This window comes from Modestobacter sp. VKM Ac-2978 (genome assembly GCF_026968025.1).
Taxonomy (GTDB): Bacteria; Actinomycetota; Actinomycetes; order Mycobacteriales; family Geodermatophilaceae; genus Modestobacter.
In genome coordinates this window covers 755,101-778,593 of sequence record NZ_JAPVBP010000001.1, presented here as the reverse complement: position 1 = coordinate 778,593, position 23,493 = coordinate 755,101, and the positions used below count along the sequence as shown (strand labels likewise).

The 23,493-nt window shown below is 72.7% G+C and carries 25 protein-coding genes; 15 read left to right on the top strand and 10 right to left on the bottom strand.

Translation table 11 applies throughout. The annotated features are described in order from the left end of the window. Nucleotides 1-48 precede the first annotated feature (48 nt). Both xseA and O2W53_RS03705 read left to right on the top strand, forming a co-directional pair. The gene (xseA, locus tag O2W53_RS03710) at nt 49-1,284 is read left to right on the top strand and encodes an exodeoxyribonuclease VII large subunit (RefSeq protein WP_269161683.1); all 1,236 of its coding nucleotides are present in this window, start codon (nt 49-51) and stop codon (nt 1,282-1,284) included. Next, complete coding sequence (locus tag O2W53_RS03705; RefSeq protein ID WP_036332921.1) at nt 1,281-1,502, top strand: exodeoxyribonuclease VII small subunit; 222 nt, start codon at nt 1,281-1,283, stop codon at nt 1,500-1,502. Before xseA ends, O2W53_RS03705 begins: the two co-directional genes overlap by 4 nt. Here O2W53_RS03705 and O2W53_RS03700 read toward each other — a convergent pair. Then, nucleotides 1,499-2,161: a DUF4245 domain-containing protein gene (locus O2W53_RS03700; RefSeq protein ID WP_269161682.1), complete on the bottom strand. Its 663-nt coding sequence runs from the start codon at nt 2,159-2,161 to the stop codon at nt 1,499-1,501. The two genes, O2W53_RS03705 and O2W53_RS03700, sit on opposite strands and share 4 nt — an antisense overlap. 70 nt (nt 2,162-2,231) lie before the next feature. Between O2W53_RS03700 and glpX the strand changes: the two genes are divergently transcribed. Then, on the top strand, nt 2,232-3,287 hold the full coding sequence (gene glpX / locus O2W53_RS03695; RefSeq protein ID WP_269161681.1) for a class II fructose-bisphosphatase: 1,056 nt from the start codon (nt 2,232-2,234) through the stop codon (nt 3,285-3,287). Nucleotides 3,288-3,311: 24 nt separating this feature from the next. Here the strand turns inward: glpX and O2W53_RS03690 are convergent, their stop codons facing one another. Then, complete coding sequence (locus O2W53_RS03690; protein ID WP_269161680.1) at nt 3,312-3,971, bottom strand: DUF1707 SHOCT-like domain-containing protein; 660 nt, start codon at nt 3,969-3,971, stop codon at nt 3,312-3,314. A gap of 89 nt (nt 3,972-4,060) precedes the next feature. Here O2W53_RS03690 and O2W53_RS03685 point away from each other — a divergent pair, with 89 nt between their 5' ends. The 3 genes from O2W53_RS03685 to O2W53_RS03675 all read left to right on the top strand — a co-directional run bounded on the left by O2W53_RS03685 (nt 4,061) and on the right by O2W53_RS03675 (nt 8,971). Continuing rightward, the gene (locus tag O2W53_RS03685) at nt 4,061-5,464 is read left to right on the top strand and encodes a class II fumarate hydratase (protein WP_269161679.1); all 1,404 of its coding nucleotides are present in this window, start codon (nt 4,061-4,063) and stop codon (nt 5,462-5,464) included. A gap of 103 nt (nt 5,465-5,567) precedes the next feature. After that, a complete protein-coding gene (locus tag O2W53_RS03680) occupies nt 5,568-6,869 on the top strand; it encodes a citrate synthase (RefSeq protein WP_269161678.1) in 1,302 nt (433 codons plus the stop codon). A 191-nt stretch (nt 6,870-7,060) separates the two neighbouring features. Continuing rightward, nucleotides 7,061-8,971, top strand: coding sequence for an NlpC/P60 family protein (locus tag O2W53_RS03675; RefSeq protein WP_269161677.1), 1,911 nt, complete (start codon nt 7,061-7,063; stop codon nt 8,969-8,971). Nucleotides 8,972-8,996: 25 nt separating this feature from the next. On the opposite strand, the gene O2W53_RS03670 is transcribed toward O2W53_RS03675, so the two are convergent. The 8 genes from O2W53_RS03670 to O2W53_RS03635 all read right to left on the bottom strand — a co-directional run bounded on the left by O2W53_RS03670 (nt 8,997) and on the right by O2W53_RS03635 (nt 15,448). Further along, nucleotides 8,997-9,758 (bottom strand): hypothetical protein, encoded by a 762-nt coding sequence (locus O2W53_RS03670; RefSeq protein ID WP_269161676.1) that lies wholly within the window; start codon nt 9,756-9,758, stop codon nt 8,997-8,999. Beyond that, complete coding sequence (locus tag O2W53_RS03665; protein WP_269161675.1) at nt 9,755-10,102, bottom strand: hypothetical protein; 348 nt, start codon at nt 10,100-10,102, stop codon at nt 9,755-9,757. The genes O2W53_RS03670 and O2W53_RS03665 overlap by 4 nt, the downstream gene beginning before the upstream one ends. Before the next feature lie 197 nt (nt 10,103-10,299). Then, a complete protein-coding gene (locus tag O2W53_RS03660) occupies nt 10,300-11,397 on the bottom strand; it encodes a flagellar biosynthesis protein FliA (RefSeq protein ID WP_269161674.1) in 1,098 nt (365 codons plus the stop codon). 104 nt (nt 11,398-11,501) lie between these two features. After that, on the bottom strand, nt 11,502-12,089 hold the full coding sequence (locus O2W53_RS03655) for a hypothetical protein (protein ID WP_269161673.1): 588 nt from the start codon (nt 12,087-12,089) through the stop codon (nt 11,502-11,504). Nucleotides 12,090-12,231: 142 nt separating this feature from the next. Continuing rightward, nucleotides 12,232-12,480, bottom strand: coding sequence for a carbon storage regulator CsrA (gene csrA, locus O2W53_RS03650; protein WP_269161672.1), 249 nt, complete (start codon nt 12,478-12,480; stop codon nt 12,232-12,234). A 142-nt stretch (nt 12,481-12,622) separates the two neighbouring features. Beyond that, entirely contained in the window at nt 12,623-13,534 is a 912-nt protein-coding gene (gene flgL / locus O2W53_RS03645) for a flagellar hook-associated protein FlgL (RefSeq protein ID WP_269161671.1), read from the bottom strand. A 4-nt stretch (nt 13,535-13,538) separates the two neighbouring features. Beyond that, nucleotides 13,539-14,963 (bottom strand): flagellar hook-associated protein FlgK, encoded by a 1,425-nt coding sequence (gene flgK, locus O2W53_RS03640; RefSeq protein ID WP_269161670.1) that lies wholly within the window; start codon nt 14,961-14,963, stop codon nt 13,539-13,541. Beyond that, nucleotides 14,960-15,448 carry a flagellar protein FlgN gene (locus O2W53_RS03635; RefSeq protein ID WP_269161669.1) on the bottom strand — a complete coding sequence of 163 codons (489 nt, stop codon included), beginning with the start codon at nt 15,446-15,448 and terminating at the stop codon, nt 14,960-14,962. Before O2W53_RS03635 ends, flgK begins: the two co-directional genes overlap by 4 nt. Before the next feature lie 185 nt (nt 15,449-15,633). Between O2W53_RS03635 and O2W53_RS03630 the strand changes: the two genes are divergently transcribed. From O2W53_RS03630 to O2W53_RS03590, 9 genes are all read left to right on the top strand, one after another. Next, a complete protein-coding gene (locus O2W53_RS03630; RefSeq protein ID WP_269161668.1) occupies nt 15,634-16,557 on the top strand; it encodes a sigma-70 family RNA polymerase sigma factor in 924 nt (307 codons plus the stop codon). Between the two features lie 134 nt (nt 16,558-16,691). Continuing rightward, a complete protein-coding gene (locus O2W53_RS03625) occupies nt 16,692-17,513 on the top strand; it encodes a flagellin N-terminal helical domain-containing protein (RefSeq protein ID WP_269161667.1) in 822 nt (273 codons plus the stop codon). A 129-nt stretch (nt 17,514-17,642) separates the two neighbouring features. Continuing rightward, nucleotides 17,643-18,812 carry a flagellin N-terminal helical domain-containing protein gene (locus O2W53_RS03620; RefSeq protein ID WP_269161666.1) on the top strand — a complete coding sequence of 390 codons (1,170 nt, stop codon included), beginning with the start codon at nt 17,643-17,645 and terminating at the stop codon, nt 18,810-18,812. A 225-nt stretch (nt 18,813-19,037) separates the two neighbouring features. Beyond that, nucleotides 19,038-20,207, top strand: coding sequence for a flagellin N-terminal helical domain-containing protein (locus tag O2W53_RS03615; RefSeq protein ID WP_269161665.1), 1,170 nt, complete (start codon nt 19,038-19,040; stop codon nt 20,205-20,207). Nucleotides 20,208-20,316: 109 nt separating this feature from the next. Further along, nucleotides 20,317-21,675: a flagellar filament capping protein FliD gene (gene fliD / locus O2W53_RS03610; protein WP_269161664.1), complete on the top strand. Its 1,359-nt coding sequence runs from the start codon at nt 20,317-20,319 to the stop codon at nt 21,673-21,675. 41 nt (nt 21,676-21,716) lie between these two features. Continuing rightward, entirely contained in the window at nt 21,717-22,103 is a 387-nt protein-coding gene (fliS, locus tag O2W53_RS03605; RefSeq protein WP_269161663.1) for a flagellar export chaperone FliS, read from the top strand. Further along, entirely contained in the window at nt 22,100-22,477 is a 378-nt protein-coding gene (locus O2W53_RS03600; RefSeq protein ID WP_269161662.1) for a hypothetical protein, read from the top strand. Before fliS ends, O2W53_RS03600 begins: the two co-directional genes overlap by 4 nt. A 280-nt stretch (nt 22,478-22,757) precedes the next feature. After that, nucleotides 22,758-23,087, top strand: a complete 330-nt coding sequence (locus O2W53_RS03595) for a flagellar basal body rod protein FlgB (RefSeq protein ID WP_269161661.1) — start codon at nt 22,758-22,760, stop codon at nt 23,085-23,087. After that, nucleotides 23,087-23,491, top strand: coding sequence for a flagellar basal body rod protein FlgC (locus O2W53_RS03590; protein WP_269161660.1), 405 nt, complete (start codon nt 23,087-23,089; stop codon nt 23,489-23,491). The genes O2W53_RS03595 and O2W53_RS03590 overlap by 1 nt, the downstream gene beginning before the upstream one ends. Nucleotides 23,492-23,493: the final 2 nt, after the last annotated feature.

Here is a 23,493-nt window from a genome sequence, read left to right as displayed (position 1 = left end):
CGCCGGGCTCGGGGAGGAGCGGACCCCCCGTCTGGCAGGCTCGGGCGGGTGACCAGCCCGTCGTCCCCCGAGTCGCCCTGGCCGGTCCGCACCGTGGCGCGCAAGGTGGCCGAGTGGATCGGCCGGCTCGGTGAGGTGTGGGTCGAAGGGCAGGTCGCCCAGCTGTCCCGGCGCGGCAACGCAGCGACCGTCTTCCTCACCCTGCGCGACCCCGCCGCGGACCTCTCGGTGCCAGTCACCTGCCACCGGGACGTCGCCGACCGGCCGGGCCTGGAGCTCACCGAGGGCGCCCGGGTCATCGTCCGCGCCCGCCCCGACTACTACGTCGCCCGCGGGTCCTTCTCGCTGCGCGCCACCGAGATCCGGGCGGTCGGCCTCGGCGAGCTGCTGGCCCGGATCGAGCGGATCCGCCGGCTGCTGGCGGCCGAGGGCCTGTTCGACGTCGCCCGCAAGCGTCCGCTGCCCTTCGCCCCGGCCGTCGTCGGCGTGATCACCGGGCGGGACAGCGCCGCCGAGCGCGACGTGCTGGTCACCGCCCGGCGACGCTGGCCGGCGGTCCGCTTCGCGATGCACAACTGCGCCGTCCAGGGTCCGACGGCGGCCGAGTCGGTGATCGCCGGGCTGCAGCGGCTGGACGCCGACCCGACGGTGGAGGTCATCGTCATCGCCCGCGGTGGCGGTTCGGTCGAGGACCTGCTGCCGTTCTCCGACGAGGGCCTGGTGCGGGCGATCGCGGCCAGCCGCACGCCCGTCGTCACCGCCGTCGGTCACGAGACCGACACCACGCTGGTCGACCACGTGGCCGACGTCCGGGCGGCCACCCCCACCGACGCCGCGCACCGGGTCGTCCCGGAGATCGGTGAGCAGACGCAGCTGGTCGAGGGCCTGCGCGCCCGGGCCCGGCACCTGCTGGGCAGCCGACTGGAGCAGCAGGAACGCTGGCTGGAGTCGGTGCGCAGCCGCCCGGTGCTCGCCGATCCCCAGCGGCTGCTGGCCGGCCGCGCCGACGACGTCAGCGCGCTGCGCACCCGGGCCACCCGCACGCTCACCCACCGGGTGGAGGGCGCCGAACGCGACCTCGTGCACGCCCGCGCCCGGGTCGCCGCACTGTCCCCCGCGGCGACGCTGGAGCGCGGCTACGCGGTGGTCCAGCGGGCCGACGGCGCGCTGGTCCGCGACCCCGCCGGGGTGGACGACGGCGAGCGGTTGCAGGTGCGGGTCGCCGGCGGCCGGCTACCGGTGCGGGTCGACCGCACACCCGCCGGGGAGGATGGGGAACCGTGACCGAACAGCCCGAGCAGGCCGTCGAGCCGACCCAGACCTACGAGCAGGCCCGCGAGGAGCTCGCCGACGTGGTGCGTCGGCTGGAGGCCGGCGGCCTCACCCTGGAGGAGTCGCTGGCGCTCTGGGAGCGCGGCGAGCAGCTGGCCGAGCTGTGCCAGCACTGGCTCGACCGGGCCCGCGAGCGCCTGGCCGCCGCCGCCCCCACCGGGCAGGACTAGGGGGCGTACGGCTCCAGGGAGCCGGCCAGGGTCGCCAGCTCCTCGTCCGACGCCGAACCGCTGACCACCAGGGTGGCGCCGTCCGCGGTCCGGGTCAGCGCCGTCTCCCCGCGCTGGGTGTCGAGCCGCTCCCACGTCTGTCCGTCGACCTGCTCGGTGCCGTCGGCGGTCGCGCCGTCCAGGACGTCGGCGAGCGCAGGTGCGCCCGGGTCGTCGCTGACCACGTACCCGGCGTACTCCTCGCTGGGGGTGAACCAGCCGATCTCCAGGGTGACCGGGGCGCCGGCCTGCACCGAACCGGCGTTGGTGCGCACGCTCGTCGACCGCCACCCGTCGGGGAGGTCGGTCGGCACCAGCAGCTCGTAGTCGGCCCGTTCGGCGGCCGCCCGCTGCGCGCTCGCGGGGTCGACGTCGCGGACCGGGTCGGTGGGGTTCTGCCGCAGGGCGGTGACGCCCACGATCACCAGGCAGATGACCAGCAGCGGCAGCAGCGACCGGATCATGTTGGCCGAGGTGAAGCGGTGCATCCGGTCTTGGGCCGGGGAGGCTGCGGGGGCCGGGCCGCCGGCGTCGGGAGACGCGCCGGTCGCGGTGTCGGTCGCGGTGACGGAGGGCTGGGCGGGCCGGGGCTGCTCGCCGTCCTGGCCGGTGTCGGGCATGCCCCTAGGATCGCAGCACCGCTCCACCACCCCGCTGGGCAGCGTCGCCCGACGGCTCTCAGGAGGTCCTGTGTCCCTTCCCCTGCCCGACGGCCCGCTGCAGGCCAGGCCGGCCTCCACCCTGCGCGCCGACCGACCGGCGCCGGACCGCAACCTGGCCCTGGAACTGGTCCGGGTCACCGAGGCCGCCGCGCTGGCCGCCGGCCGCTGGGTCGGCCGGGGCGACAAGAACGGTGGCGACGGCGCCGCGGTCGACGCGATGCGCGCGCTCATCGGCACGGTGCACATGCGCGGCGTCGTGGTGATCGGGGAGGGCGAGAAGGACGAGGCCCCGATGCTCTACAACGGCGAGCACGTCGGCGACGGCTGGGGCAACGACTACGACGTCGCGGTGGACCCGATCGACGGCACGACGCTGATGGCCAAGGGCATGCCCAACGCGATCGCGGTGATGGCGGTGGCCGACCGGGGGGCGATGTACGACCCGTCCGCCGTCTTCTACATGGACAAGATCGCCACGGGGCCGGCCGCCGCCGACGTCGTCGACATCACCGCACCGGTGGCGGACAACATCCGCAAGGTGGCGAAGGCCAAGAGCAGCTCGGTGGGCGACGTGACCGTCTGCATCCTGGACCGGCCGCGGCACGAGACCCTGGTCCGGGAGGTCCGCGAGGCCGGCGCCCGGATCAAGTTCATCACCGACGGCGACGTCGCCGGGGCGATCGCCGCCGCCCAGGAGGGCACCGGTGTCGACCTGCTGATGGGCATCGGCGGCACGCCGGAGGGGATCATCACCGCCTGCGCCCTGAAGTGCATGGGCGGCGCGCTGCAGGGCCGGCTGTGGCCCAAGGACGACGCGGAACGGCAGCGCGCCCTGGACGCCGGCCACGACCTGGACCGGGTGCTCGTGATCGACGACCTGGTGCGCGGCGACGTCTTCTTCGTCGCCACCGGCATCACCGACGGCGAGCTGCTGCGGGGGGTGCGGTACCGCGCCGGCGGGGCGACCACCCAGTCGCTGGTGATGCGCTCGCGCTCGGGCACGATCCGCTCGATCGAGAGCCTGCACTCGCTGGAGAAGCTCAACCAGTACTCCGCCGTCCCCTTCGGCGAGGACGACGCCTGAACCGTCGGCCCGCGCCGCCCCGGCTCAGCTCGCGGGCGGCGGGGCCGACCGGCGCTCGGCCAGCCGGTCCAGGACGGCCCGCCACCGGCTGGGCGACTCCCCCGGTGCCAGGCTGCGCAGCTTCAGGTCACCGAAGACCGTCCAGCCCCGGACGACGACCCGCGGGGTGCCCGGGAGCCGCGGCACCGGCGCGAGCTCGGTCTTGCGGTCACCGAAGACGGTCCAGCCCTCGATCTCGGCGGCGACGCCCTCGCTGACGATGACCTCGACGTCGCCGAAGACCGTGCCCAGCTGCAGCGCCACCACCTCCTCGGAGGTCCGCAGGCCGCGGAGGTCGATGCGGACGTCGCCGAAGACGGTGCTCGCCCGCTCCGGCACGCTGGTGGTCGCGGTCAGCTTCACGTCGCCGAAGACGGTGGCGATCGTGCCCGTCGTCCGTTCGCCGACGATCTCCCCGACCGCCGGGACGGCCGACGCCGGCGCGGGGAGGTCGGTGAGCAACTGGTCGAGGTCGGCCGTCGTCACCGCGGCGTAGGCGACGTCGGCCCGCTGGGTGAACTCGTCCACGCTGATCCGGCCCTCGCCGAGGGCGGCCTGCAGCCGGGTCACCACCGCATCGCGCTCGGCGTCGGAGGCACGGACGACGGGCACCGGGTCGGGCTCCCCGGCCTGCTGCTGGCTCATGCGCCGGACCCTAGCCGCGGCGCCCGCCCGTGGTGTCTAGGGTCGCTCCCGCAGGACCATCAGCACACATCACACCCGGGGAGCGCAGCGTGGCCACCGAGACCGACGGCGGGGATTACCGCATCGAGCACGACTCCATGGGGGAGGTCCGCGTCCCCTCGTGGGCGAAGTGGCGCGCCCAGACCCAGCGGGCCGTGGAGAACTTCCCGATCTCCGGCACGCCCATCGAGCGAGAGCTGATCGGTGCGCTGGCGGCGATCAAGGGTGCTGCCGCCGCGGTCAACGCCTCCCTCGGCGTGCTGCCGCAGGACGTCGCCGACGCCGTCACCGAGGCCGCGGCGACCGTCGCCCGGGGTGACTGGGACGCGCACTTCCCGATCGACGTCTTCCAGACCGGGTCGGGCACGTCGAGCAACATGAACACCAACGAGGTCATCGCCACCCTGGCCACCGAGGCGCTCGGCTCACCGGTGCACCCGAACGACCACGTCAACGCCTCGCAGTCGTCCAACGACGTCTTCCCCTCCGCCATCCACGTCGCTGCCACCGGCGCCATCGTGCGCGACCTGGTCCCCGCGCTGGAGCACCTGGCCGGCTCCCTCGAGCGCAAGGCCACCGAGTTCGCCGAGGTCGTCAAGAGCGGCCGCACGCACCTGATGGACGCCACCCCGGTGACCCTGGGACAGGAGTTCGGCGGCTACGCGGCCGCCGTCCGCTACGGCATCGAGCGGCTGCACGCCTCGCTCCCCCGGATCGGCGAGCTCCCGCTGGGCGGCACCGCCGTCGGCACCGGCATCAACACCCCGCCCGGTTTCGCCGCCGCGATCATCGAGCGCCTGGCCGGCGAGCTGGACCTGCCGCTGTCGGAGGCCCGTGACCACTTCGAGGCGCAGAGCTCGCGGGACGCCCTGGTCGAGGGGTCCGGTCAGCTCAAGACGATCGCCGTCGGCCTGATCAAGATCGCCAACGACCTGCGCTGGATGGGCTCGGGCCCGCGCACCGGCCTGGGTGAGATCGCCCTGCCCGACCTGCAGCCGGGCAGCTCGATCATGCCGGGCAAGGTGAACCCGGTGATCCCCGAGGCGGTGATCCAGGTGGGTGCGCAGGTGATCGGCAACGACGCCGCCGTCACCTACGCCGGCACCACCGGCGTCTTCGAGCTCAACGTGACGCTGCCGCTGATGGCTCGCAACGTGCTGGAGTCGATCCGGCTGCTGGCCAACGTCAGCCGGCTGCTGGCCGACCGCTGCGTCGACGGCGTCACCGCCAACGTCGAGCAGTGCCGCACCTACGCCGAGTCCTCCCCCTCGATCGTCACGCCGCTGAACAAGTACATCGGCTACGAGGAGGCGGCCAAGGTCGCCAAGCAGTCGCTGGCCGAGCAGAAGACCATCCGCCAGGTCGTGGTGGAGCGCGGCTACGTGGAGCAGGGGAAGCTCACCGAGGAGCAGCTGGACGCCGCCCTCGACGTGCTGTCGATGACCCACCCGTAAGGCCCTGCAGAGCGGCTGTCCAGAGATGTCCACGGCCCCGTCGCAGAACTCTGCGGCGGGGCCGTGTCGCATCCTCACGAGAACTGAGTAGCGTCCAGACCTGATGAGCGAGACAGCGAACACCCCAGACGTAGCCCTGCGCTGGCCCGGCGGCGAACTGCCGCTCCGGGTCGTCCCCGCGACCGAGGGGTCCGAGGGAATCGACACGAGCAAGCTGTTGGCCACCACCGGCCAGGTCGCCCTGGACATCGGGTTCGTGAACACCGCGTCCTGCACCTCGGAGATCACCTACATCGACGGTGACCAGGGGATCCTGCGGTACCGCGGTTACCCGATCGACCAGCTGGCCGGCAAGGCGAGCTTCCTGGAGGTCTCCTACCTGCTGATCTACGGCGAGCTGCCGACGGCCGACGAGCTGGCGGCGTTCGACCAGCGGATCCGCCGGCACACCCTGCTGCACGAGGACCTCAAGGGGTTCTTCAACGGCTTCCCGCGCGACGCGCACCCGATGCCGGTGCTGTCCTCGGCGGTCAGCGCGCTGTCGACCTTCTACCAGGACTCGCTCGACCCCTTCAACCAGCAGCAGGTCGAGCTGTCGACCGTGCGGCTGCTCGCCAAGCTGCCGACCATCGCCGCCTACGCGTACAAGAAGTCGATCGGGCAGCCCTTCCTCTACCCGGACAACTCGCTGGGCCTGGTGGAGAACTTCCTGCGGATGACCTTCGGCTTCCCGGCCGAGCCGTACGAGGCCGACCCGGAGCTGGTCAAGGCGCTGGACATGCTCTTCGTCCTGCACGCCGACCACGAGCAGAACTGCTCCACCTCCACGGTGCGGCTGGTCGGCAGCTCGCACGCCAACATGTTCGCCTCGGTCTCGGCCGGCATCAACGCGCTGTTCGGCCCGCTGCACGGCGGGGCGAACCAGTCGGTGCTGGAGATGCTGGAGGGCATCAAGGCCGACGGCGGCGACATCAACCGCTTCGTCACGCGGGTCAAGGACAAGGAGCCCGGCGTCAAGCTGATGGGCTTCGGGCACCGGGTCTACAAGAACTACGACCCGCGCGCGGCCCTGGTGAAGGCGACCGCCGACACGGTGCTGGACAAGCTGGGCGGCAACAACGAGCTGCTCGACCTGGCCCGCCAGCTCGAGGAGATCGCCCTCTCCGACGACTACTTCGTCGAGCGCAAGCTCTACCCGAACGTCGACTTCTACACCGGCCTCATCTACCGGGCGATGGGCTTCCCGACCCGGATGTTCACCGTGCTCTTCGCCATCGGCCGGCTGCCGGGCTGGATCGCCCAGTGGCGGGAGATGATCGAGGACCCGGCCACGAAGATCGGCCGACCGCGGCAGGTCTACACCGGCCCGGCCGAGCGCTCCTTCGTGGAGATCGCCAACCGCTGATCGACCCAGCACGTTCTGAGGCCCCGCCGTCCACCTGGACGGCGGGGCCTCGTCGTCTCCCCCCGAAGGGGTGAGCTGCACCCCCCGAACCGGTGAGGGACCTCCACCACCCCGGGGGGCACGTCGATGGGATCAGGACACCGGACGCCGCCTGGCGGCCGGGCCGATCCGACGCAGCTGGGGGGACGACGGTGCCCGCACCACGCGCGCAAGCTCCTGCGCCGCGGCCCCGTGCACAGTCCGCCGCCGGCCGGTCCACCCGGAAGCCACCCGCCAGGAAGCCCGCCACCCGGAAGGCGCCGGTCCGGCAGCCTGCGGGGAGGAAGCCCGCCCCGCGTACCCCGGCCGGCCGGCGTCCGGCCCCCGGCAGTCGCCGTCCCGCACCGCGGCGCACCCGCACGCCCGGTGCCGTCCAGCGCTGGTGGCACCGCCTGGCCGTCGTCGGCGGCGCCACCCTGGCCCTGATCGGCGTCCTCGCCGTCACCGCCCAGCCGCCCACCGAGGCCGGCCAGGTCTCCACACCGGCCGCCGTCGCCAGCCAGGCCGAGGCCACCGCCGCCACCCTCGCCGACGCCGCCGCCCGCCACCGGGCCGCCCTGTCCGAGGCCGAGAGCCTCACCGCCCAGGCGCAGCAGGCCCGGGACGCCGGCGCGGCCGCGCTGGCCGTCGTCGCCGCCGACCGGGCTGCCGTGGGCGCCCATGCCGCCGCCGCCTACCGGCGCAGCCCGGACGAGCGCTGGCCGCTGGCGCAGCTCTCCCTGCACTCCCCCGGCTCGACGCCCGACGTCCTGCACGCGCAGGGCCTGGCCGAGCAGCTGACCGAGCAGCAGGACGCCTCGGTCGCCCGGGCCGCGCTGGCCGCCGTGCACGCGGCGCAGCACACCGACACCGCCGCCGCGGCCGACGCGGCCGCGGCCCAGGCGCGCAGCCGTGCCGCCGAGGTGCTCGTCGAGGTCCGCGAGATCGTCGCCGAGCTCGACCCGGCCGTCAGCGCCCAGTGGGCCGCGCTGTCGGCCAGCGCCGCCGCTGCCGACCAGCAGGCCCGCAACGCCGCCGCGCTGACCAGCTGGCAGGACCACCTGGGACGGCTGGCCGCGGCCGGGGTCACCCCGCCCCCCGCCGCGGCCCTGACCGACCCGGGTGCACTGCCGGCCGGGCTGGCCCCGCTGCGCGACGCCACGGGTGCGCCGGTGCCCGGCGTGGCCACCACCTACGCCGCCGGCGGCACGCTGACCGTGCTCCCCGCCGAGACCGTCGCCGCGGTCAGCGCCGCGTTCGCCCAGCTCGGCAAGCCCTACCTGGTCGGGCAGCACGGACCCGACGGCTACGACTGCGGTGGGCTCACCGCCACGGCATGGGCGCAGGGCGGCATCGGCCTGCCCGCCGACCTGCCCGGCCAGTGGGCCCAGGGCACCCCCGTACCGGCCGGGCAGCTCCAGGTCGGCGACCTGGTGTTCCGCACCGACCCGCGCAGCGGCCTGGACGACGTCGGCCTGTACCTGGGCGGCACGAGCGTGCTCTCCGCCTCCGCCGACCGCCGGCAGGTGGCGGTGCGCGAGCTGGCCGACCTGAGCACCGCCGTCCGGGTGACCGTGCCGCCGGCCACGCCCGCACCGCTGCCGGTCAGCGGCCCCGTCCCGGCGACGTGCAGCGCACCGCTGCCCGCCCCGGGGAGCACCACCGGGCCGGCGACCGGCGCGTGGGGTGGCTGGGCCAACGGGCAGATCCCGGCCGACCAGCTCTGCTCGAGCAGCAGCGGGCACCGGTTGCGCTGTGACGCGGCCGCCGCCTACCAGGCCATGGCCGCGGCCTACGCGCAGACCTTCGGCGCCCCGCTGTGCATCACCGACTCCTACCGCTCGCTGGGCGCGCAGGTCGACGTCCACCACCGGAAGCCGCGGATCACCGCGGTGCCGGGCACCTCGAACCACGGCTGGGCCCTGGCGGTCGACCTGTGCGGCGGCATCAACCGCTCCGGCACCGCGCAGACGGCGTGGATGCAGCTCAACGCCGGGCACTACGGGTGGCTGCAGCCGGACTGGGCACAGGCGGGCGGGTCGAACCCGGAGCCGTGGCACTGGGAGTACGGCGTCCTGAGCTGACCGGCGCAGGAGAGGGCGCGGCGGGTCAGGCCCAGCCGAGGTCGGCGAGCTCCCGCCACGGCAGGGTCGCGCAGGCGTCGGTCGCCTCGGCCACCAGCCGGCGCGCCACGGCGGCGTCCGCGCAGGCGACCGGCCGGCCGGGGGTGACCACGACGTGCATGTCGTGCAGCCGCAGCCCGGCCGCGGCCATCTCGACGAGCAGCTCCTCAGGGCGGACCAGCACCGCGGTGTCCACGCCGGGCACGCCGGCCGAGGTCCACAGGGCCAGCGGACCCTCGACCCGCAGCGCGGTCCGGACGACGGCGGCCCGGCCCAGCGCAGCCGAGCGCGCCTGGTGGACCAGGGGCACGGACGCGGTGCGGGACGGCCGCCAGGGCACGACCAGCTGGTCGCGCGCGACCACCACCCGCCAGCCGAGCGCGGTCTGCCGGGCGTCGGACCAGTCCAGGACGGCGATGCCGGCGGCCAGCGCGATCGGGTCGGGCACCGGGCGGCGCGCGAGCCAGGCGTCCAGCGCGGTGGCGACCGACTCGGCCGCCACGGGCACCCGGGCCCGGGTCATCTGCTCGGCGAGCTCGGCCAGCAGGACGCGGGTGCGGCGACCGGTGTCGTCCAGCACCAGCATCGGGCCGCGGCCCGCGCCGTCGAGGACGCCGAGCTCCAGGTCCGGGTCGACCCCCCGGTCGGCCAGCAGCTCCACGGCGGCCCGCACGTCGGTCACCCGGACCTCGGCCCGGTTCAGTCGCTGGAGGAGACCGCCCGGGGTGCCGAAGAGCGCTCCGGTCATGCGCTGCGTCCTCCGGTCAGGGCTTCTCGGGCCACGGTCGGCAGACCGGGCAGGGACAACACGCTCGCCACTTCGACGGCGGACAGCCGCACCGGGACCACGTCGTCCGACCAGCCGGTGGCCCGGCGGACGCGCGCGGTGGGCGCGGGCCAGACGACCTCGCGGGCGGCGGCCACGTGCAGTTCGGTGAGCACCTCGCCCAGGTGGACGGCGACCACCGGGTGCAGCGGCCCTCCGTCGAGCGCAGCCTGCACGGCCCGCTCGACCTCGAGCCGGTCCAGGCTGCTCAACCAGTGCGGGACGAGCACCGCCTGGGCCGGGTCCCCGGCGGGCGGGCCGCTCACTCCCCCACCACCGGACGACGGGCTCCGGACCCGACTGGAGGACCTTCCCCCGCACTGTGGCGAGGGGGCTCCGGCGCGGTCACGACTTGGATATCGGCAGGTGAGAGGCCCAATGGACCCGGATCGCAACCTTTTCCGCCCGCTCTGGCCAGTTCCGGGACACCGGGCCGCCGCACGTGCGGGAAGTCTGGCGGAGCTCAGCCGCCGAGCTCGGTGAGGCGCTCCTTGAGGGCCTTCTCGGCGCGGTCGGCGTGCACGTTCATGTTGCGCACCGACGTGCCCAGGTCGGCCGACAGCTGGGTCTTGGTCTGCCCGCCCCAGGTGGTCAGGTACCAGGTCGCCCAGCCCAGCACGTTGGGCTGCGCGGCGCGCTGGTCCCGGCGGGCGGTCGGGTCGGGCGCACAGGCGGCGGTCAGGGCGTGCGACAGCAGGCTCTGCTCGGCCTCGCCCATGATCTCGTCGGGCACCTCGGCGCTGTCCGGGACCACGAACTCGACCGTGTCGGTACCGCCGTCCAGGGACTGCAGGTTGCGCAGGCCGTTGAGGGTGGCGACCGTCTGGGAGTTGCGGCGCAGCGTGGCCACGCTCTGGCCCATGTAGGCGGCCAGCTCCTTCTCGCTGGGCCGGCGCTGGTTCTCCGCGGTGAAGGCGGCGACCGCCTTCTGCTGCTTGTTCTCCGTGTCGGCGGCGGTCCGGCCGTAGGCGTTGCGGCCCAGGTCGTGCACCCACTTGGAGAGCTGGGTGGCCAGGAAGGCCCCGAAGGGGACGGACTTGGTCTCGTCGTACTGGCTGACCGCCTTCAACACCCACTCGGCGACCTGCTGGTCGACGTCGTCGTTGTCGGGCAGGTGCAGCCGGATCGTGCTCATGTTCCGCTGCAGGCGCTTGAGGCTCACCCGGCAGTAGTGCCGGCACAGGCCGTCCAGGAACGCGGCGGGCAGGTCGCGGGGGGCCCGGCGGCGCACGCCGGCCTCCGGCCGCAGCCCGACGGTGGCGTAACCCTCGGCGGCGCACCAGGCGCGGATCAGGCCGGCGAGCGCCTCGCCCGTCCCGGTGTCGCCATCGACCCGGTACAGGCCGTCGCCCTCGTCGTAGGTCACCGTGACCCCGGCCGGCAGGGCGGCCCGGAACTCGGTGAGCGGCAGCTCCCGGTCGGTGCGGAAGTGCACCCGGTCGCGGGGGGTGATCGGGGCCAGTGCCCAGCCCTCGGCCTCGGTGAGCCCACCGAAGACCAGCGGTTCACGGGTGCGGGCGGGGTCGGTGGCGAGCTGGGTGGTGAGCATGTCCTGGGACACCGGTCCTCCTGAGGGGAAGTGCAGGTGGGCTGGGTGGGGCGTGCCTGGGGTGTTGCTGCTGCAGCGGGTGGGACGCGGCCCTCGTGGGCCCACCACCTCCGGCCTCAGACGAGGGCGGGCACCCCGCGGCGAGCGGAGGTGTGGACGCTGTCCGCAGAGGGACGGCGCGGCGAGGGGATGCGCGGGCTCGGGACCCGCGGCGCCCGCGGCCGGGGGGTCTCGACGGCCTCGAGCACACCGGCGGCCGCTGCCCGCTCGACCTCGTTCGGCTCGGCGACGTACACCGGCATGAAGTCGTAGAGGTCGGTGAAGAGCCCGTCGACGAAGGCGTAGGCGGCCTGCGCCTGGTCGGAGAACTTCGCGATCAGCTCACGCGGGCCGAGCTCGACGCCGACGGTGACCCGGACGGCGCGGTCGTCGCCGCTGAGCCCGGTGAGGGCGAAGGCCACCGAGTCGTGCCGGGCGGCCAGCTCCGCGAGGGCGGCGAGGCACCGGCGGGTGGCCGACCGGCGGGGACGCAGCTGGACGTGCACCACGACCGTCTCCGACCAGGCGGCGGGGACCGGCTCGTCGAGCGAGCCGTCGACGGCACCACACAGACGCAGGTCGTCGGCGCCGGACGGCCCGACGCGCAGGTCGACGGACAGCTCGATGTCGACTGCCGGGCCCGATGCGAGTGCGCTGAGTTCCATGTTCGTCTCCCCCTGTAACCGTGGTGCGTTGGGGGAAGACTTGCGCACGATCGGAGCCTCGGACGGCGAGACTCGCCGCCCTGTGACTACTGTGACGGCTGAGGTGAGCTGTTATTGGCCCGTATCGGGCGACCCTATGGCATTACTTGCTAGTCGGCTGATCTGGTCCTGGTGCAAATGCCGACAAGGCGCCCAGCGCGTCGGCGGCCACCTCGGCGGCCAGGCTCTGGGCCTCGGCGATCTGCTTGTAGACCTCTTCGCGGTGGATCGTCACCTCGCGAGGGGCCTTGAAGCCCAGTCGCACGGTGCCGCCGCGGACCTCGACGACGTAGACCTCGATGTCCTCGCCGATCCGGATGCTCTCGCCGACGCTGCGGGTGAGAGTGAGCATGGGTACCCCTCCATGGGTTCGTGTGGGCCGTCCGTGGCATCGCCCCGCCGGTCGGCGGGACCGGGAGCGCCCACCCGGGTGGGCGCTCCCTGCTCCTGCTTTCTCGGCAGGCGGCCCCAGGAAAGGGCCACCTGCCGCGGTGTCACCGCAGGAAGTCCAGCAGAGTCGGCTGGATGGCCTTCGCGGTGGCCCCCAGCGCGGCCTCGTAACCGACCTGCTGCATCTGCAGGTTCATGATCGTCTTCGGCAGGTCGACGTTCTCGATCACCGACGACCGGCTGGTGAGCGAGAGCTGCAGGTCCTTGTTCACCTGCTGCGCCGTCTCGATCCGGTTGGTCCGCGTACCGATGTCGGCCACCGCCGCCAGCATCCGGTTCAGCGCGACGTCCAGGTCCTCCAGGTGCCCGGCGAGTGCCGCCGGGTCGGCGACCACGTCGGTGGCGATCGCCTGGACGATCGCGAAGAGGTCACCGGTCGCCGGGTCCCCGAAGGCCTCCGGCCCGGTGAGGTCGACCCGGATCGCGTCGGCGTCGGACACCTGTCGGTTGACCGGGATGACCGGCATCGGCGGCACGGAGGTGCCACCGAAGCCCTGGTAGCCACCGGTGGCGGCGTCGTAGGCGATCGAGCCACTGGTGACGCCGCCGAAGACGGGCTTCCCCTGGACCGTGCTGTTGGCCAGCCCGAGCAGGCTCCCTCGGATCCCGGAGACCTCGGTCGAGATCGCCGTCGCCGAGGCATCGGACAGCGTGCCGGCGTTGAGGCCCTTGACGGTCAGCGCCCGCACGTTCTGCACCTGCTTGATCATGTTCTGCAGGGCGGAGTCCGTCGCGTCGAGCAGGCCGATCCCGTCGTTGATGTTCCGGGCGTACTGCGCGGCACCGGCGAGCTCCTGGCGGGTCTGCATCGCGGCGTTCGTGCCGGTCGGGTCGTCCGAGGGCTTGTTGATCGTCTTGCCCGAGGTCAGCTGCGCCTGCAGCTTGGCGATGGCCTCCTGGTTCCGGTTGAGGCCCTGCAGGGCGGTGACGGCGAGCGCGCGCTGGGTGATCCGCATCAGGTCACAGCCCCACTCGGCCGGTGCGGTTGATCAGCACGTCGAGCGTCTCGTCGATGGTGGTGATCATCCGCGCGGCGGCGGAGTAGGCGTGCTGGAACCGCAGCATGTTCGTCATCTCCTCGTCGAGGTTGACCCCCGAGACGGACTCGCGGGACGCGTCCACCTGCGCGGCGACCACCGTCTGGGTCTGCAGGTTGCTCGTGGCCACCGACGCCTCGACCCCGAGGTCGACGATCAGCTGCCGGTAGGCGACGGCCACGCCGGTGTCCGACTTGGCCATGGCGGCGAGCTTCGCGGCGTTGCCGGCGTCGGCCGACGCGTTCCCGGCGATCGGGGCGTACGACGCGGCGGCGAGCTTCGCCGGGTCGGTGATCAGCAGGGTGATGTTGGCTGCGGTGATCGGCTCGGCCGGCACGGTGCCCGACCCGAACATCGGTCCACCCGGGGCGCCGTTCTTGTCGTAGGCCAGCGGCGGGCCGGCGTGCACGGCGTTGACCTGGTCGGCCAGTCGCTGCGCCACGCCGTCCAGCTGCTGCTGGTACTTCGGGATCGTCTGGCTCAGCGCCGTCAGCGCACCGCCCGCCTTGCCGCCGAGGGCGAGCCGGGTGCCGCCCGGGTCGGTGACGAACGAGGGGTCCGTCGCCGTGGCCTCGGCCGGGACCGCGGTGCCCACGGCCCTGATCCCGATCGCGTCGGTGCCGGAGACCAGCGTCGCGCCGGCGACGGAGACGTTCACCTGCCCGTCGTCCCCGGGGCTGGAGGTGGCACCGATCGAGGTGGCCAGGTCCATCACCAGGGCGTCACGCTTGTCGGCCAGCTCGTTGACCGGCAGGCCGGCCTGGGTCGCGCGCTTGATCGCCCGGTTCAGGTCGGCGATCGACTGGGTCTTGGCGTTCACGTCCTGCGCCAGCGTGTCCAGGCTGTCCCGGGTCTGGGTCCACTGCTTGTCCAGGTTGCTGCTCGTGGTGTGCAGCTCCGCGACGAGCGTGGCGGTCTTCTGCAGCACGGCCGTCCGGGCGCCGTCCTCGGTCGGGTGGTTGGCCACGTCGCCCCACGCGGTGAAGACGGCGGTGAGCTTGGCCTGGATGCCGGTCTCGCCGGGTTCGCGGAACGCCTGCTCGATCTGGGCGAGGGTGGCGTCCTGGGCGGTCATCCGGGCGGTCGAGGCGGACTCGATCTGGGCCCGGCCCTCGAGGAAGGCGTCCCGGATGCGGATCACCTTGTCGGCGTCGACACCCTGGCCGACCCGGTTGCTGATCGCGTACATCGCCGGGACGGCGTTGCCACCGATCGACTGCAGCTCTGCCCGCTGCCGCGAGTACCCCGCGGTGTTGACGTTGGCGATGTTCTGCCCGGTGACGTCCAGCCCGCGCTGCTGCGCCCACAGGGCCGTCGTCGCCGTGTTCAGGCCACTGAAGGAGCTCACAGCGCACCGTCCAGCGTGACCGAGCGGTAGGCGTTGCCGGCAGCCCGGCCGGTCTGGGTGTACGTGCCGGCTGCGGTGGGCGGCTGGCTGGTCGCCAGCGCGTCGTTGATGACGGCCAGGCCGCTCTCGATGAGCTCCTTGTTGGCGTCGGAGAGCCCGCGCAGCTCGGCCACCATGAGCAGGAGCGCCTCGTGGTGCTTGGCGTAGAGGTCGTCCCACGGGGCGGGGGCCGAGTCGGCGAGCTGGCGCAGCGACGGGTTGACCTCCAGGCCCAGTCGGCCGGCGATCTGCTCGGTGGCCGCCGCCCGCTCGATCTCGAGGGTCCGCAACTGCTCCAGGACCACCTCGATCTCGTGGGCGATCCGGGCCAGCCATCGGCTCTTGCCGGTGACGATCAGGTACTGCTTCTCCTCCGCCTTGAAGAGCAGGAGGTCCAGCAGTTCCTGCTCTCGCCAGAGCAACGTCGACAGGTGCTGGTGGTCCATGCCGGCCGCCTTTCCGTCATCGTGTGCGGCCCGTCGTGCAGGCCGGCGCCCACCGGGACCGGCGGGCGCTGTCGATCTCCACTTCGGCACCCGGCCGGGCCCGGTCAAGCCGAGATGGCTCAAGGCCGGCGGGAAATGTGTCGATGGCGGTGCCACGCGGTGCACGGTCAGCCGAGAAGGGGGACGTGACCGCAGCCCGCCCCGCCGTGAGTGAGCGCCGCCCCGCCGACGTCGACGCGATGGTGACCACCCATCTGCCGCTGGCCCAGTTCGCGGTGAACGCGGTGGCCTCTCGCATCTCCCTGCCCAGCCACGTCAGCCGGGACGACCTGCTCTCCTGTGCCAGCGTCGCGCTGGTCGAGGTCGCCCGCCGCTTCGACCCGGCCGCCGGTGCCACCTTCGCCACCTATGCACTGCCGCGCCTGCAGGGCGCCGTCCTGGACGAGCTGCGCTCCGGCGACTGGGCCAGCCGCTCGGTCCGGGCCGCAGCGCGACGCACGGACGCGGCGACCGACGCCCTGACGATCAGCCTGGGCCGGCCGCCGACGAAGGAGGAGCTGGCCACCAGCCTGGGCGTCCGGCGCTCGGAGCTGGACTCGCTGCAGATCGACGTGCACCGCGCCGTGATGGTCAGCATGGACGCCGAGACCGGCACCGAGGGCGGGTCCCTGGACCTGCCCGACACCGGCGACTCCCCGGAGCGCGCACTGCTGCGCGGCGAACGAGCCCGGCACCTGCACGAGGCGATCCGCGCCCTCCCCGACCGGCTCGACGAGGTGGTGGAGCGGAACTTCTTCGGCGACGAGTCGCTCACCGACATCGCCGACTCCCTCGGCGTCACCCTCTCCCGCGTCTCGCAGATGCGGGCCCGGGCACTCACCCTGCTGCACGCCGCGATGAGCGAGGTGTGGGACGGCACCGCCGTCGCCGCCGACGGTGGGGTGCGCGCCCGCAACCAGCAGCGCGCCTACGTCGAGCGGGTCGCCGCCCGGCAGACCGCCGGCCGGGCCACGACGACCCCTCCCCCGTTCCCGGTACCCCAGCCGCGCGGCCGGGCCCGGCACGACTGGGTGGTCCCCGAACGCGGCGCGGCCGCCCTGCCCGCCTGAGCCACCTGAGTCACATCCGCACCGCGGACCTCACCCGTTCGGGTTGAGACCCGACCCGCCGGACCGTAGAAGAGATCGATCCCGCCGCACGGCTGCGGCGGTTCCTTCTCGTTCCCGGTCCACGGAGGGTCCGCATGAGCCTGGTCGTCAACAGCAACATCGCCGGGCTGAACTCCGCCCGGACACTCGGCGTCGCCGACCGGCAACTGACCACGTCGATCCAGCGGCTCTCCTCCGGCTCGCGGATCAACCGCGCCGCCGACGACGCTGCCAGCCTGGGGATCGCCGAGGGCCTGCGCACCCAGATCGGCGGGCTCAGGGTCGCGCTGCGCAACAGCCAGGACGGCATCTCGGTGCTGCAGACCGCCGAGGGCGCGCTCACCGAGGCCCATTCACTGCTGCACCGGATGCGGGACCTCGCCGTCCAGGCGGCGAACACCGGTGGCCTGGACGACGCCGCCCGGGCGAACGTGCAGACCGAGATGGGGCAGCTGCGGGCCGAGCTCGACCGGATCGCGGGGACGACGTCCTTCAACGGCCAGGAGCTCCTGGACGGCAGCTACCGCGGGATCTTCCAGGTGGGCGCGGACGCGGGGCACACGATCACCGTCGGCTTCGGGCCGGCGATGGACGCCGCCGGCCTGGGCGTCGCCGGCGTGGACGTCACCTCTCCCACCGGACCGTCCACGGCGCTGGCGGCGATCGACGCCGCGATCGGGCAGGTCTCCACGGCCCGCGCTGACCTGGGCGCCGTGCAGAACCGGTTCGAGCACAACATCGCCAAGGTCGGGGTGGCGCTGGACAACACCACGGCCTCGGAGAGCCGGATCCGGGACGCCGACATCGCCGCGGAGACGACCACGATGAGCCGGGCGTCGATCCTCACCCAGGCCGGCACGGCGATGGCGGCCCAGGCGAACCAGTCGCCGCGTGGGGTGCTGCAACTGCTGCGCTGAACGGGTGACCCACCCGTTCGGGGGACATCGCCGGAAGGCCCTCAAGGACCCGCCGGGCCACTCCGTTGACAGGGGTACGACGACCGCGGCACGGATGCCGCGGTCACCCCTTCCAAGGAGGAACCCCTCATGGGTCTGACCGTGAACAACAACATCGCGGCGCTGAACTCGTACCGCAACCTGTCGGTCACCGACAGCCAGATGAGCAAGTCGCTGGAGAAGCTCTCCTCCGGCTTCCGCATCAACCGCGCCGCCGACGACGCTGCCGGTCTGGCCATCTCCGAGGGCCTCCGCTCGCAGATCGGTGGCGTGAAGGTCGCCGTCCGCAACACCCAGGACGGCATCTCGGTCGTGCAGACCGCTGAAGGTGCGCTCACCGAGACGCACAAGATCCTGCAGCGCATGCGTGACCTGTCCGTCCAGGCCTCCAACGAGGGCTCGCTCAACGCGGACGCCAAGAAGAACATCCAGTCCGAGGTGGGCCAGCTCAAGAGCGAGCTGGACCGGATCGCGTCCACGACGAGCTTCAACGGCAAGAGCCTGCTGGACGGCAAGTACAACACCAGCTTCCAGGTCGGTGCCAACGCCGGGGAGACCATCGGCGTCAGCATCAGCACCAACATGGGTGCCCAGGGCCTGGGCGTCGACGGCGTGGACGTCTCGGCGCCTGCCACCGGCGGCACCGCGGGCTCCACCACGACCGCTGCTGCGGCCAGCCAGGCATCGGTGGCCACCCTCACCGCCACCGCTGCGCTCACCACCGCGGACTTCGACGCCCTCAACGGCTCGATCTCCTACAACGGCAAGAGCCTGGACCTGGCCTCGGTCAAGTACGACGCCGCCGAGACCGAGGTCCAGTCGCTCGCTCGCCTGCAGGCTGCCGCGGACAGCACCTTCGGCACCGGCGCGGTGGACGTGGCCGACGGCGGCACCGGTGTCACCTTCACCGGCGTCGCCCCCGGCGCCACCCCGACCGCCCAGCAGCTGGCCGACGCGACGGTGTCCTTCACCGTTGCCTCGGGCGCCTCCGTGGCGATCGGCAAGATCGACGAGGCCATCAAGACGGTCTCCACGACCCGCGCCGACCTGGGTGCCATCCAGAACCGGTTCGAGCACACGGTCAACAACCTCAACGTCGCCGTCGAGAACCTGACCGCGTCGGAGAGCCGGATCCGCGACACGGACATGGCGTCGGAGATGACCAACTTCACCCGCACGCAGATCCTGACCCAGGCCGGCACCGCGATGCTGGCCCAGGCCAACCAGGCGCCCCAGGGCATCCTGCGCCTGCTGGGCTGATCCACCCGCGTGACCTGAGCAGCACCCGGTGAGGGGGGAGGCCCTGCCTCCCCCCTCACTGCTGCCCGGGCCGTTCGGCAGCACGACGGGCCCGACTCGGGCCCTCCGGAAGTTCCTCCCGGTTTCAGGTCAAGACCGGCCCCGCACCCGCCGATCCTGGCACTGCAACACCCCGCAGCACGGATGCAGCGGATTCCCTGAAACCCACTTCCACGGAGGAACACCATGGGTCTGAGCGTCAACAACAACATCGCGGCGATGAACTCGTACCGCAACCTGTCGGTCACCGACAGTCAGATGAGCAAGTCGCTGGAGAAGCTCTCCTCCGGCTTCCGCATCAACCGCGCCGCCGACGACGCAGCGGGCCTGGCCATCTCCGAGGGCCTCCGCTCGCAGATCGGCGGCCTCAAGATGGCCGTCCGCAACACCCAGGACGGCATCTCGGTCGTGCAGACCGCTGAAGGTGCGCTCACCGAGACGCACAAGATCCTGCAGCGCATGCGCGACCTGTCCGTCCAGGCCTCCAACGAGGGCTCGCTGAACGGCGACGCCAAGAAGAACATCCAGTCCGAGATCGGCCAGCTCAAGTCCGAGCTGGACCGCATCGCGTCCACGACGAACTTCAACGGCAAGCAGCTGCTGGACGGCAAGTACAACACCACCTTCCAGGTGGGTGCCAACGCCGGGGAGACCATCGGCGTCAGCATCGGCACCGCCATGGGCGCCCAGGGTCTGGGCGTCGACGGTGTCGACGTGTCGGCGGCCAGCACCGGTGGCACCGCCGGCTCGACCACGACCGCCGCCGCTGCCAACCAGGCATCGGTGGCCACCCTCACGGCCACCGCTGCGCTGACCACCGCGGACTTCGACGCCCTCAACGGGTCGATCTCCTACGGCGGCAAGAGCCTGGACCTGGCCTCGGTCAAGTACGACGCCGCCGAGTCCGCGGCCCAGTCCCTGGCCCGGCTGCAGACCGCCGCCGACGCCACCTTCGGCACCGGCGCGGTGACCGTGGCCGACGGCGGCACCGGCGTCACCTTCACCGGCACCGACCCCGGCGCCACCCCGACCGCCCAGGACCTGGCCGACGCGACGGTGTCCTTCACCGTCGCCTCGGGCGCCTCCGAGGCGATCGGCAAGATCGACGAGGCCATCAAGTCGGTCTCCACCACTCGCGCCGACCTGGGTGCCATCCAGAACCGGTTCGAGCACACGGTCAACAACCTCAACGTCGCCGTCGAGAACCTGTCGGCGTCGGAGAGCCGGATCCGCGACACGGACATGGCTCAGGAGATGACCAACTTCACCCGCACGCAGATCCTGACCCAGGCCGGCACCGCGATGCTGGCCCAGGCCAACCAGGCGCCCCAGGGCATCCTGAAGCTGCTGGGCTGATCCACCCGCACCACCTGAACACCCGGTGAGGGGGGAGGCCCTCGGGCCTCCCCCCTCACTGGCGTTCCACCCCTGATCCCCGAACCACGGAGGTACCGGCATGGCGGGCATGAGCGTGAGCACGGGCCTCATCTCGGGCATCGACTACAAGACGATGATCAGCGAGCTGATGAAGGTGGAGGCGAACCCGCAGACGCTGCTCAGGCAGCAGCTGTCCGCCACCCAGTCCGACGCCGCCGCCTACCGCGCGGTCAACACCCGGTTCGACGCCCTGCGCACCGCCGCAGCCGCGCTCACCGACGCCACCGCCTGGACCTCGACCAAGGCGAGCAGCTCGGACCCCTCCGTGACCGCGACCGCCTCCACCGGCGCGGCCACCGGGTCGCTGAGCTTCACCGTCACGAGCCTGGCGGCGACCCACTCCGTCTACAGCACCGGCAGCTGGGCCACCGCCGACACCGCGTTGAACCCGACCGGCCCGACCACCCTGACCATCGCCGGGGTCGGCGTCACGCTGACCGCCGGCCAGACGGTCAACGACGCCGTCAAGGCCATCAACGCCTCCACCGCGGGCGTCACCGCCGTGGCCGTCGACACCGGCGCCGGCGTCCGGCTCCAGCTCACCTCCAAGACCTCGGGTGCGGCCGGGACCTTCACCGTGACCGGGGACGTCGCCGTCACGGCGCTCACCACCGGCGCCGACGCCAAGCTCCGGGTCGGGGACGCGACCGCGGGCTACGACGTGACCTCGTCGACGAACACCTTCACCGACGTGCTCCCCGGGAGCACGTTCACGGTCAGCAAGAAGGACGCCGCAGCCACCGTGACGGTGGCCAAGGACCCGGATGCGACGGCCACCAAGGTGCAGAGCCTCGTCGATGCGGCCAACTCCCTGCTCTCCGCGGTCTCCTCCTACACCGACGCGGAGAGCACCTCGGCGATCCTCAAGGGCGACAGCACGCTGCGCGGCCTGTCGACCCAGATCCTCAGCGTCGTCTCCAGCGCCGTCGGCGGGAAGTCGGCGTCGACGGTCGGCATCGAGCTGACCCGCGACGGCCAGCTCACCTTCGACAAGGCGGTCTTCACCAAGGCACTGAGCAGCGACCCGGCCGCGACGCAGGCGCTGCTCAGCGAGAAGAAGATCGTCAGCGCCGGCACCGACGGGATCAGCGGCAACGCCGACGACGTCACCTCCCCGGTCGGCTTCGCCGCACAGCTGGAGGTGCTGGCCAAGGGCGCCAGCGACAGCACCACCGGGTCGCTGGTGCTGCTCGCCAAGAGCGGGGACTCCCTCGCCAAGGACCTCGAGGACCGGATCGCCGCCTGGGACATCCGGCTCGAGATGCGCAAGACCACGCTGACCCGACAGTTCACCGCGATGGAGACCGCACTGAGCTCGATGCAGAACCAGGCGGCCTGGCTCAGTTCACAGATCGCCGGGCTGCCCTCCTGGTCCTCCTCCAAGTAGTCCCGACCCGCCGCCGCGTCTTCCCCTGGAGCCCCGAACCGATGAGCACCGCTTCCCTCCGCGCCCGCTACCTGGGTGACACGGTCACGACCGCTTCCCCGCAGCGACTGCTGGTGATGCTGTACGACCGACTCGCCCTGGACCTGGAGCGCGGCCACACCGCCCTGACCGCCGGCGACCGCGAGGCGGCGACCGAGCAGCTGCAGCACGCCCAGGACGTCGTCTTCGGTCTGCTGGAGAGCCTGCAGGTCGACGCCTGGGAGGGCGCTCCCCGGCTGGCCGCCCTCTACAACTGGCTGATCACCGAGCTCGGCTCCGCGATCGTGAAGGGCGACCTCCGCCGGGTCGCCGACTGCCGCAAGATCGTCGAGCCGTTGCGCGACGCGTGGCGGGAGGCCGCGGCCTCCCTCGCAGCGGCTCCCGCATGACCGGCGGCCCGGCCGCCGGGCGCAACCGGGTCGGGGACGTCCCCGCGCTGGTCGGCGAGGCCCGGAACTGGCCGGCGGTGCTCGACGCGCTCGAGGGCGACGTCTACCAGGCCGAGGAGACCCTCGCCCGCGGCCGGGCCGAGGAGATCGCGGCCTGGGGACGACGGTCGACCGACTGGATCCCGCCGAGCAACCTGGGCCCGCTGCCCGACGACCTGCGCGAGCGCGCCGCCCGGCTGCTGCAGCACCAGCTGGCGGTCGCCGAGGCACTGGTCGAGCGGATCACCCAGTCGCAGAAGCAGCGGGACGTCGCCGCCCGGATGTCCTACGCACCGACCCGGCCGGTCGCCTCCTTCATCGACCGGGTGCTCTAGCCACAAAGCACCACCGCACTCCCCGTCCCCCGGGACCGAAGTCGCGACTTCGGCCCCGGGGGACGTTCGCGTTCTGTCACCTCGTGCGCTCGATCGAGTGCACATGGTCATCATCGCGGCGCTGACTGCCGATGACAGAAGTGCACGGAATGCACCACCTCGCCACGGATCGGCGGCCCCTTCGCTCGCAGGCATCGCCTGTGCGCGCAACTCGCCGTACCCGGAGGTACCTCGTGCTCCGTCGCTCCCTGCTGGGCGTCCGGTGATCACCGACTCGACCATGACGGCGCTGCACGCATCCCTCACCGGGCTGCAGCAGCGCCAGCGGGTGACCGCCGACAACATCGCCAACATCCAGACGCCGGGCTTCCTCGCCGGCCGGGTCGACTTCGAGTCCACCCTGCAGGCCGAGATCGTCAACGGTCAGGTCCCGGCGGGCGGCCAGCGCACCGTCACCCGCTCGATGGACCCGACCCGGACCGACGGCAACAACGTCAACCTGGACACCGAGACGGTCATGGCGACCGAGACCGGGCTGCGCTACCAGCTGTCGATCAGCGCCCTGGACGGCAAGTACGCCCTGCTGCGCTCCGCCCTGCGGACCCAGTGATGGCGGTCTTCGACACGCTGCGCATCGGCGGCTCGTCGCTGTTCGTCCACCGCAAGTGGATGGACGCCGTCGCGGACAACATGGCCAACATCAACACGGTCAACGCCCCGGGCGAGGACGCCTTCCGGGAACGCATGATCGTCGCCGAGGCGGTCCAGTACGGCTCCGGCCAGGGCGGCGTGCGCGTCGCCGGCACCGAGCTCGGCAGCGCCGAGGGCCGGCTGGTCTACGAGCCGACCAACCCCCTGGCCGACGACGAGGGCTACGTCCGCTACCCGGACATCGACCTCGGCGACCAGATGACCCAGCTGCTCATGGCCCAGCGCGGCTACCAGGCCAACCTGGCCACCATCAGGAGCGCCACCGAGGCCTACCAGCAGGCCCTCCAGCTCGGGAAGGGCTGACC

Coding starts and splice junctions, on each gene's coding strand:
- O2W53_RS03700 (WP_269161682.1), bottom strand. CDS start 2,161: ATGCCCGACACCGGCCAGGACGGCGAGCAGCCCCGGCCCGCCCAGCCC.
- O2W53_RS03690 (WP_269161680.1), bottom strand. CDS start 3,971: ATGAGCCAGCAGCAGGCCGGGGAGCCCGACCCGGTGCCCGTCGTCCGT.
- O2W53_RS03680 (WP_269161678.1), top strand. CDS start 5,568: ATGAGCGAGACAGCGAACACCCCAGACGTAGCCCTGCGCTGGCCCGGC.
- O2W53_RS03670 (WP_269161676.1), bottom strand. CDS start 9,758: ATGACCGGAGCGCTCTTCGGCACCCCGGGCGGTCTCCTCCAGCGACTG.
- O2W53_RS03655 (WP_269161673.1), bottom strand. CDS start 12,089: ATGGAACTCAGCGCACTCGCATCGGGCCCGGCAGTCGACATCGAGCTG.
- csrA (WP_269161672.1), bottom strand. CDS start 12,480: ATGCTCACTCTCACCCGCAGCGTCGGCGAGAGCATCCGGATCGGCGAG.
- flgL (WP_269161671.1), bottom strand. CDS start 13,534: ATGCGGATCACCCAGCGCGCGCTCGCCGTCACCGCCCTGCAGGGCCTC.
- O2W53_RS03635 (WP_269161669.1), bottom strand. CDS start 15,448: ATGGACCACCAGCACCTGTCGACGTTGCTCTGGCGAGAGCAGGAACTG.
- O2W53_RS03625 (WP_269161667.1), top strand. CDS start 16,692: ATGAGCCTGGTCGTCAACAGCAACATCGCCGGGCTGAACTCCGCCCGG.
- O2W53_RS03620 (WP_269161666.1), top strand. CDS start 17,643: ATGGGTCTGACCGTGAACAACAACATCGCGGCGCTGAACTCGTACCGC.
- O2W53_RS03615 (WP_269161665.1), top strand. CDS start 19,038: ATGGGTCTGAGCGTCAACAACAACATCGCGGCGATGAACTCGTACCGC.
- fliD (WP_269161664.1), top strand. CDS start 20,317: ATGAGCGTGAGCACGGGCCTCATCTCGGGCATCGACTACAAGACGATG.
- fliS (WP_269161663.1), top strand. CDS start 21,717: ATGAGCACCGCTTCCCTCCGCGCCCGCTACCTGGGTGACACGGTCACG.
- O2W53_RS03600 (WP_269161662.1), top strand. CDS start 22,100: ATGACCGGCGGCCCGGCCGCCGGGCGCAACCGGGTCGGGGACGTCCCC.
- O2W53_RS03595 (WP_269161661.1), top strand. CDS start 22,758: ATGACGGCGCTGCACGCATCCCTCACCGGGCTGCAGCAGCGCCAGCGG.
- O2W53_RS03590 (WP_269161660.1), top strand. CDS start 23,087: ATGGCGGTCTTCGACACGCTGCGCATCGGCGGCTCGTCGCTGTTCGTC.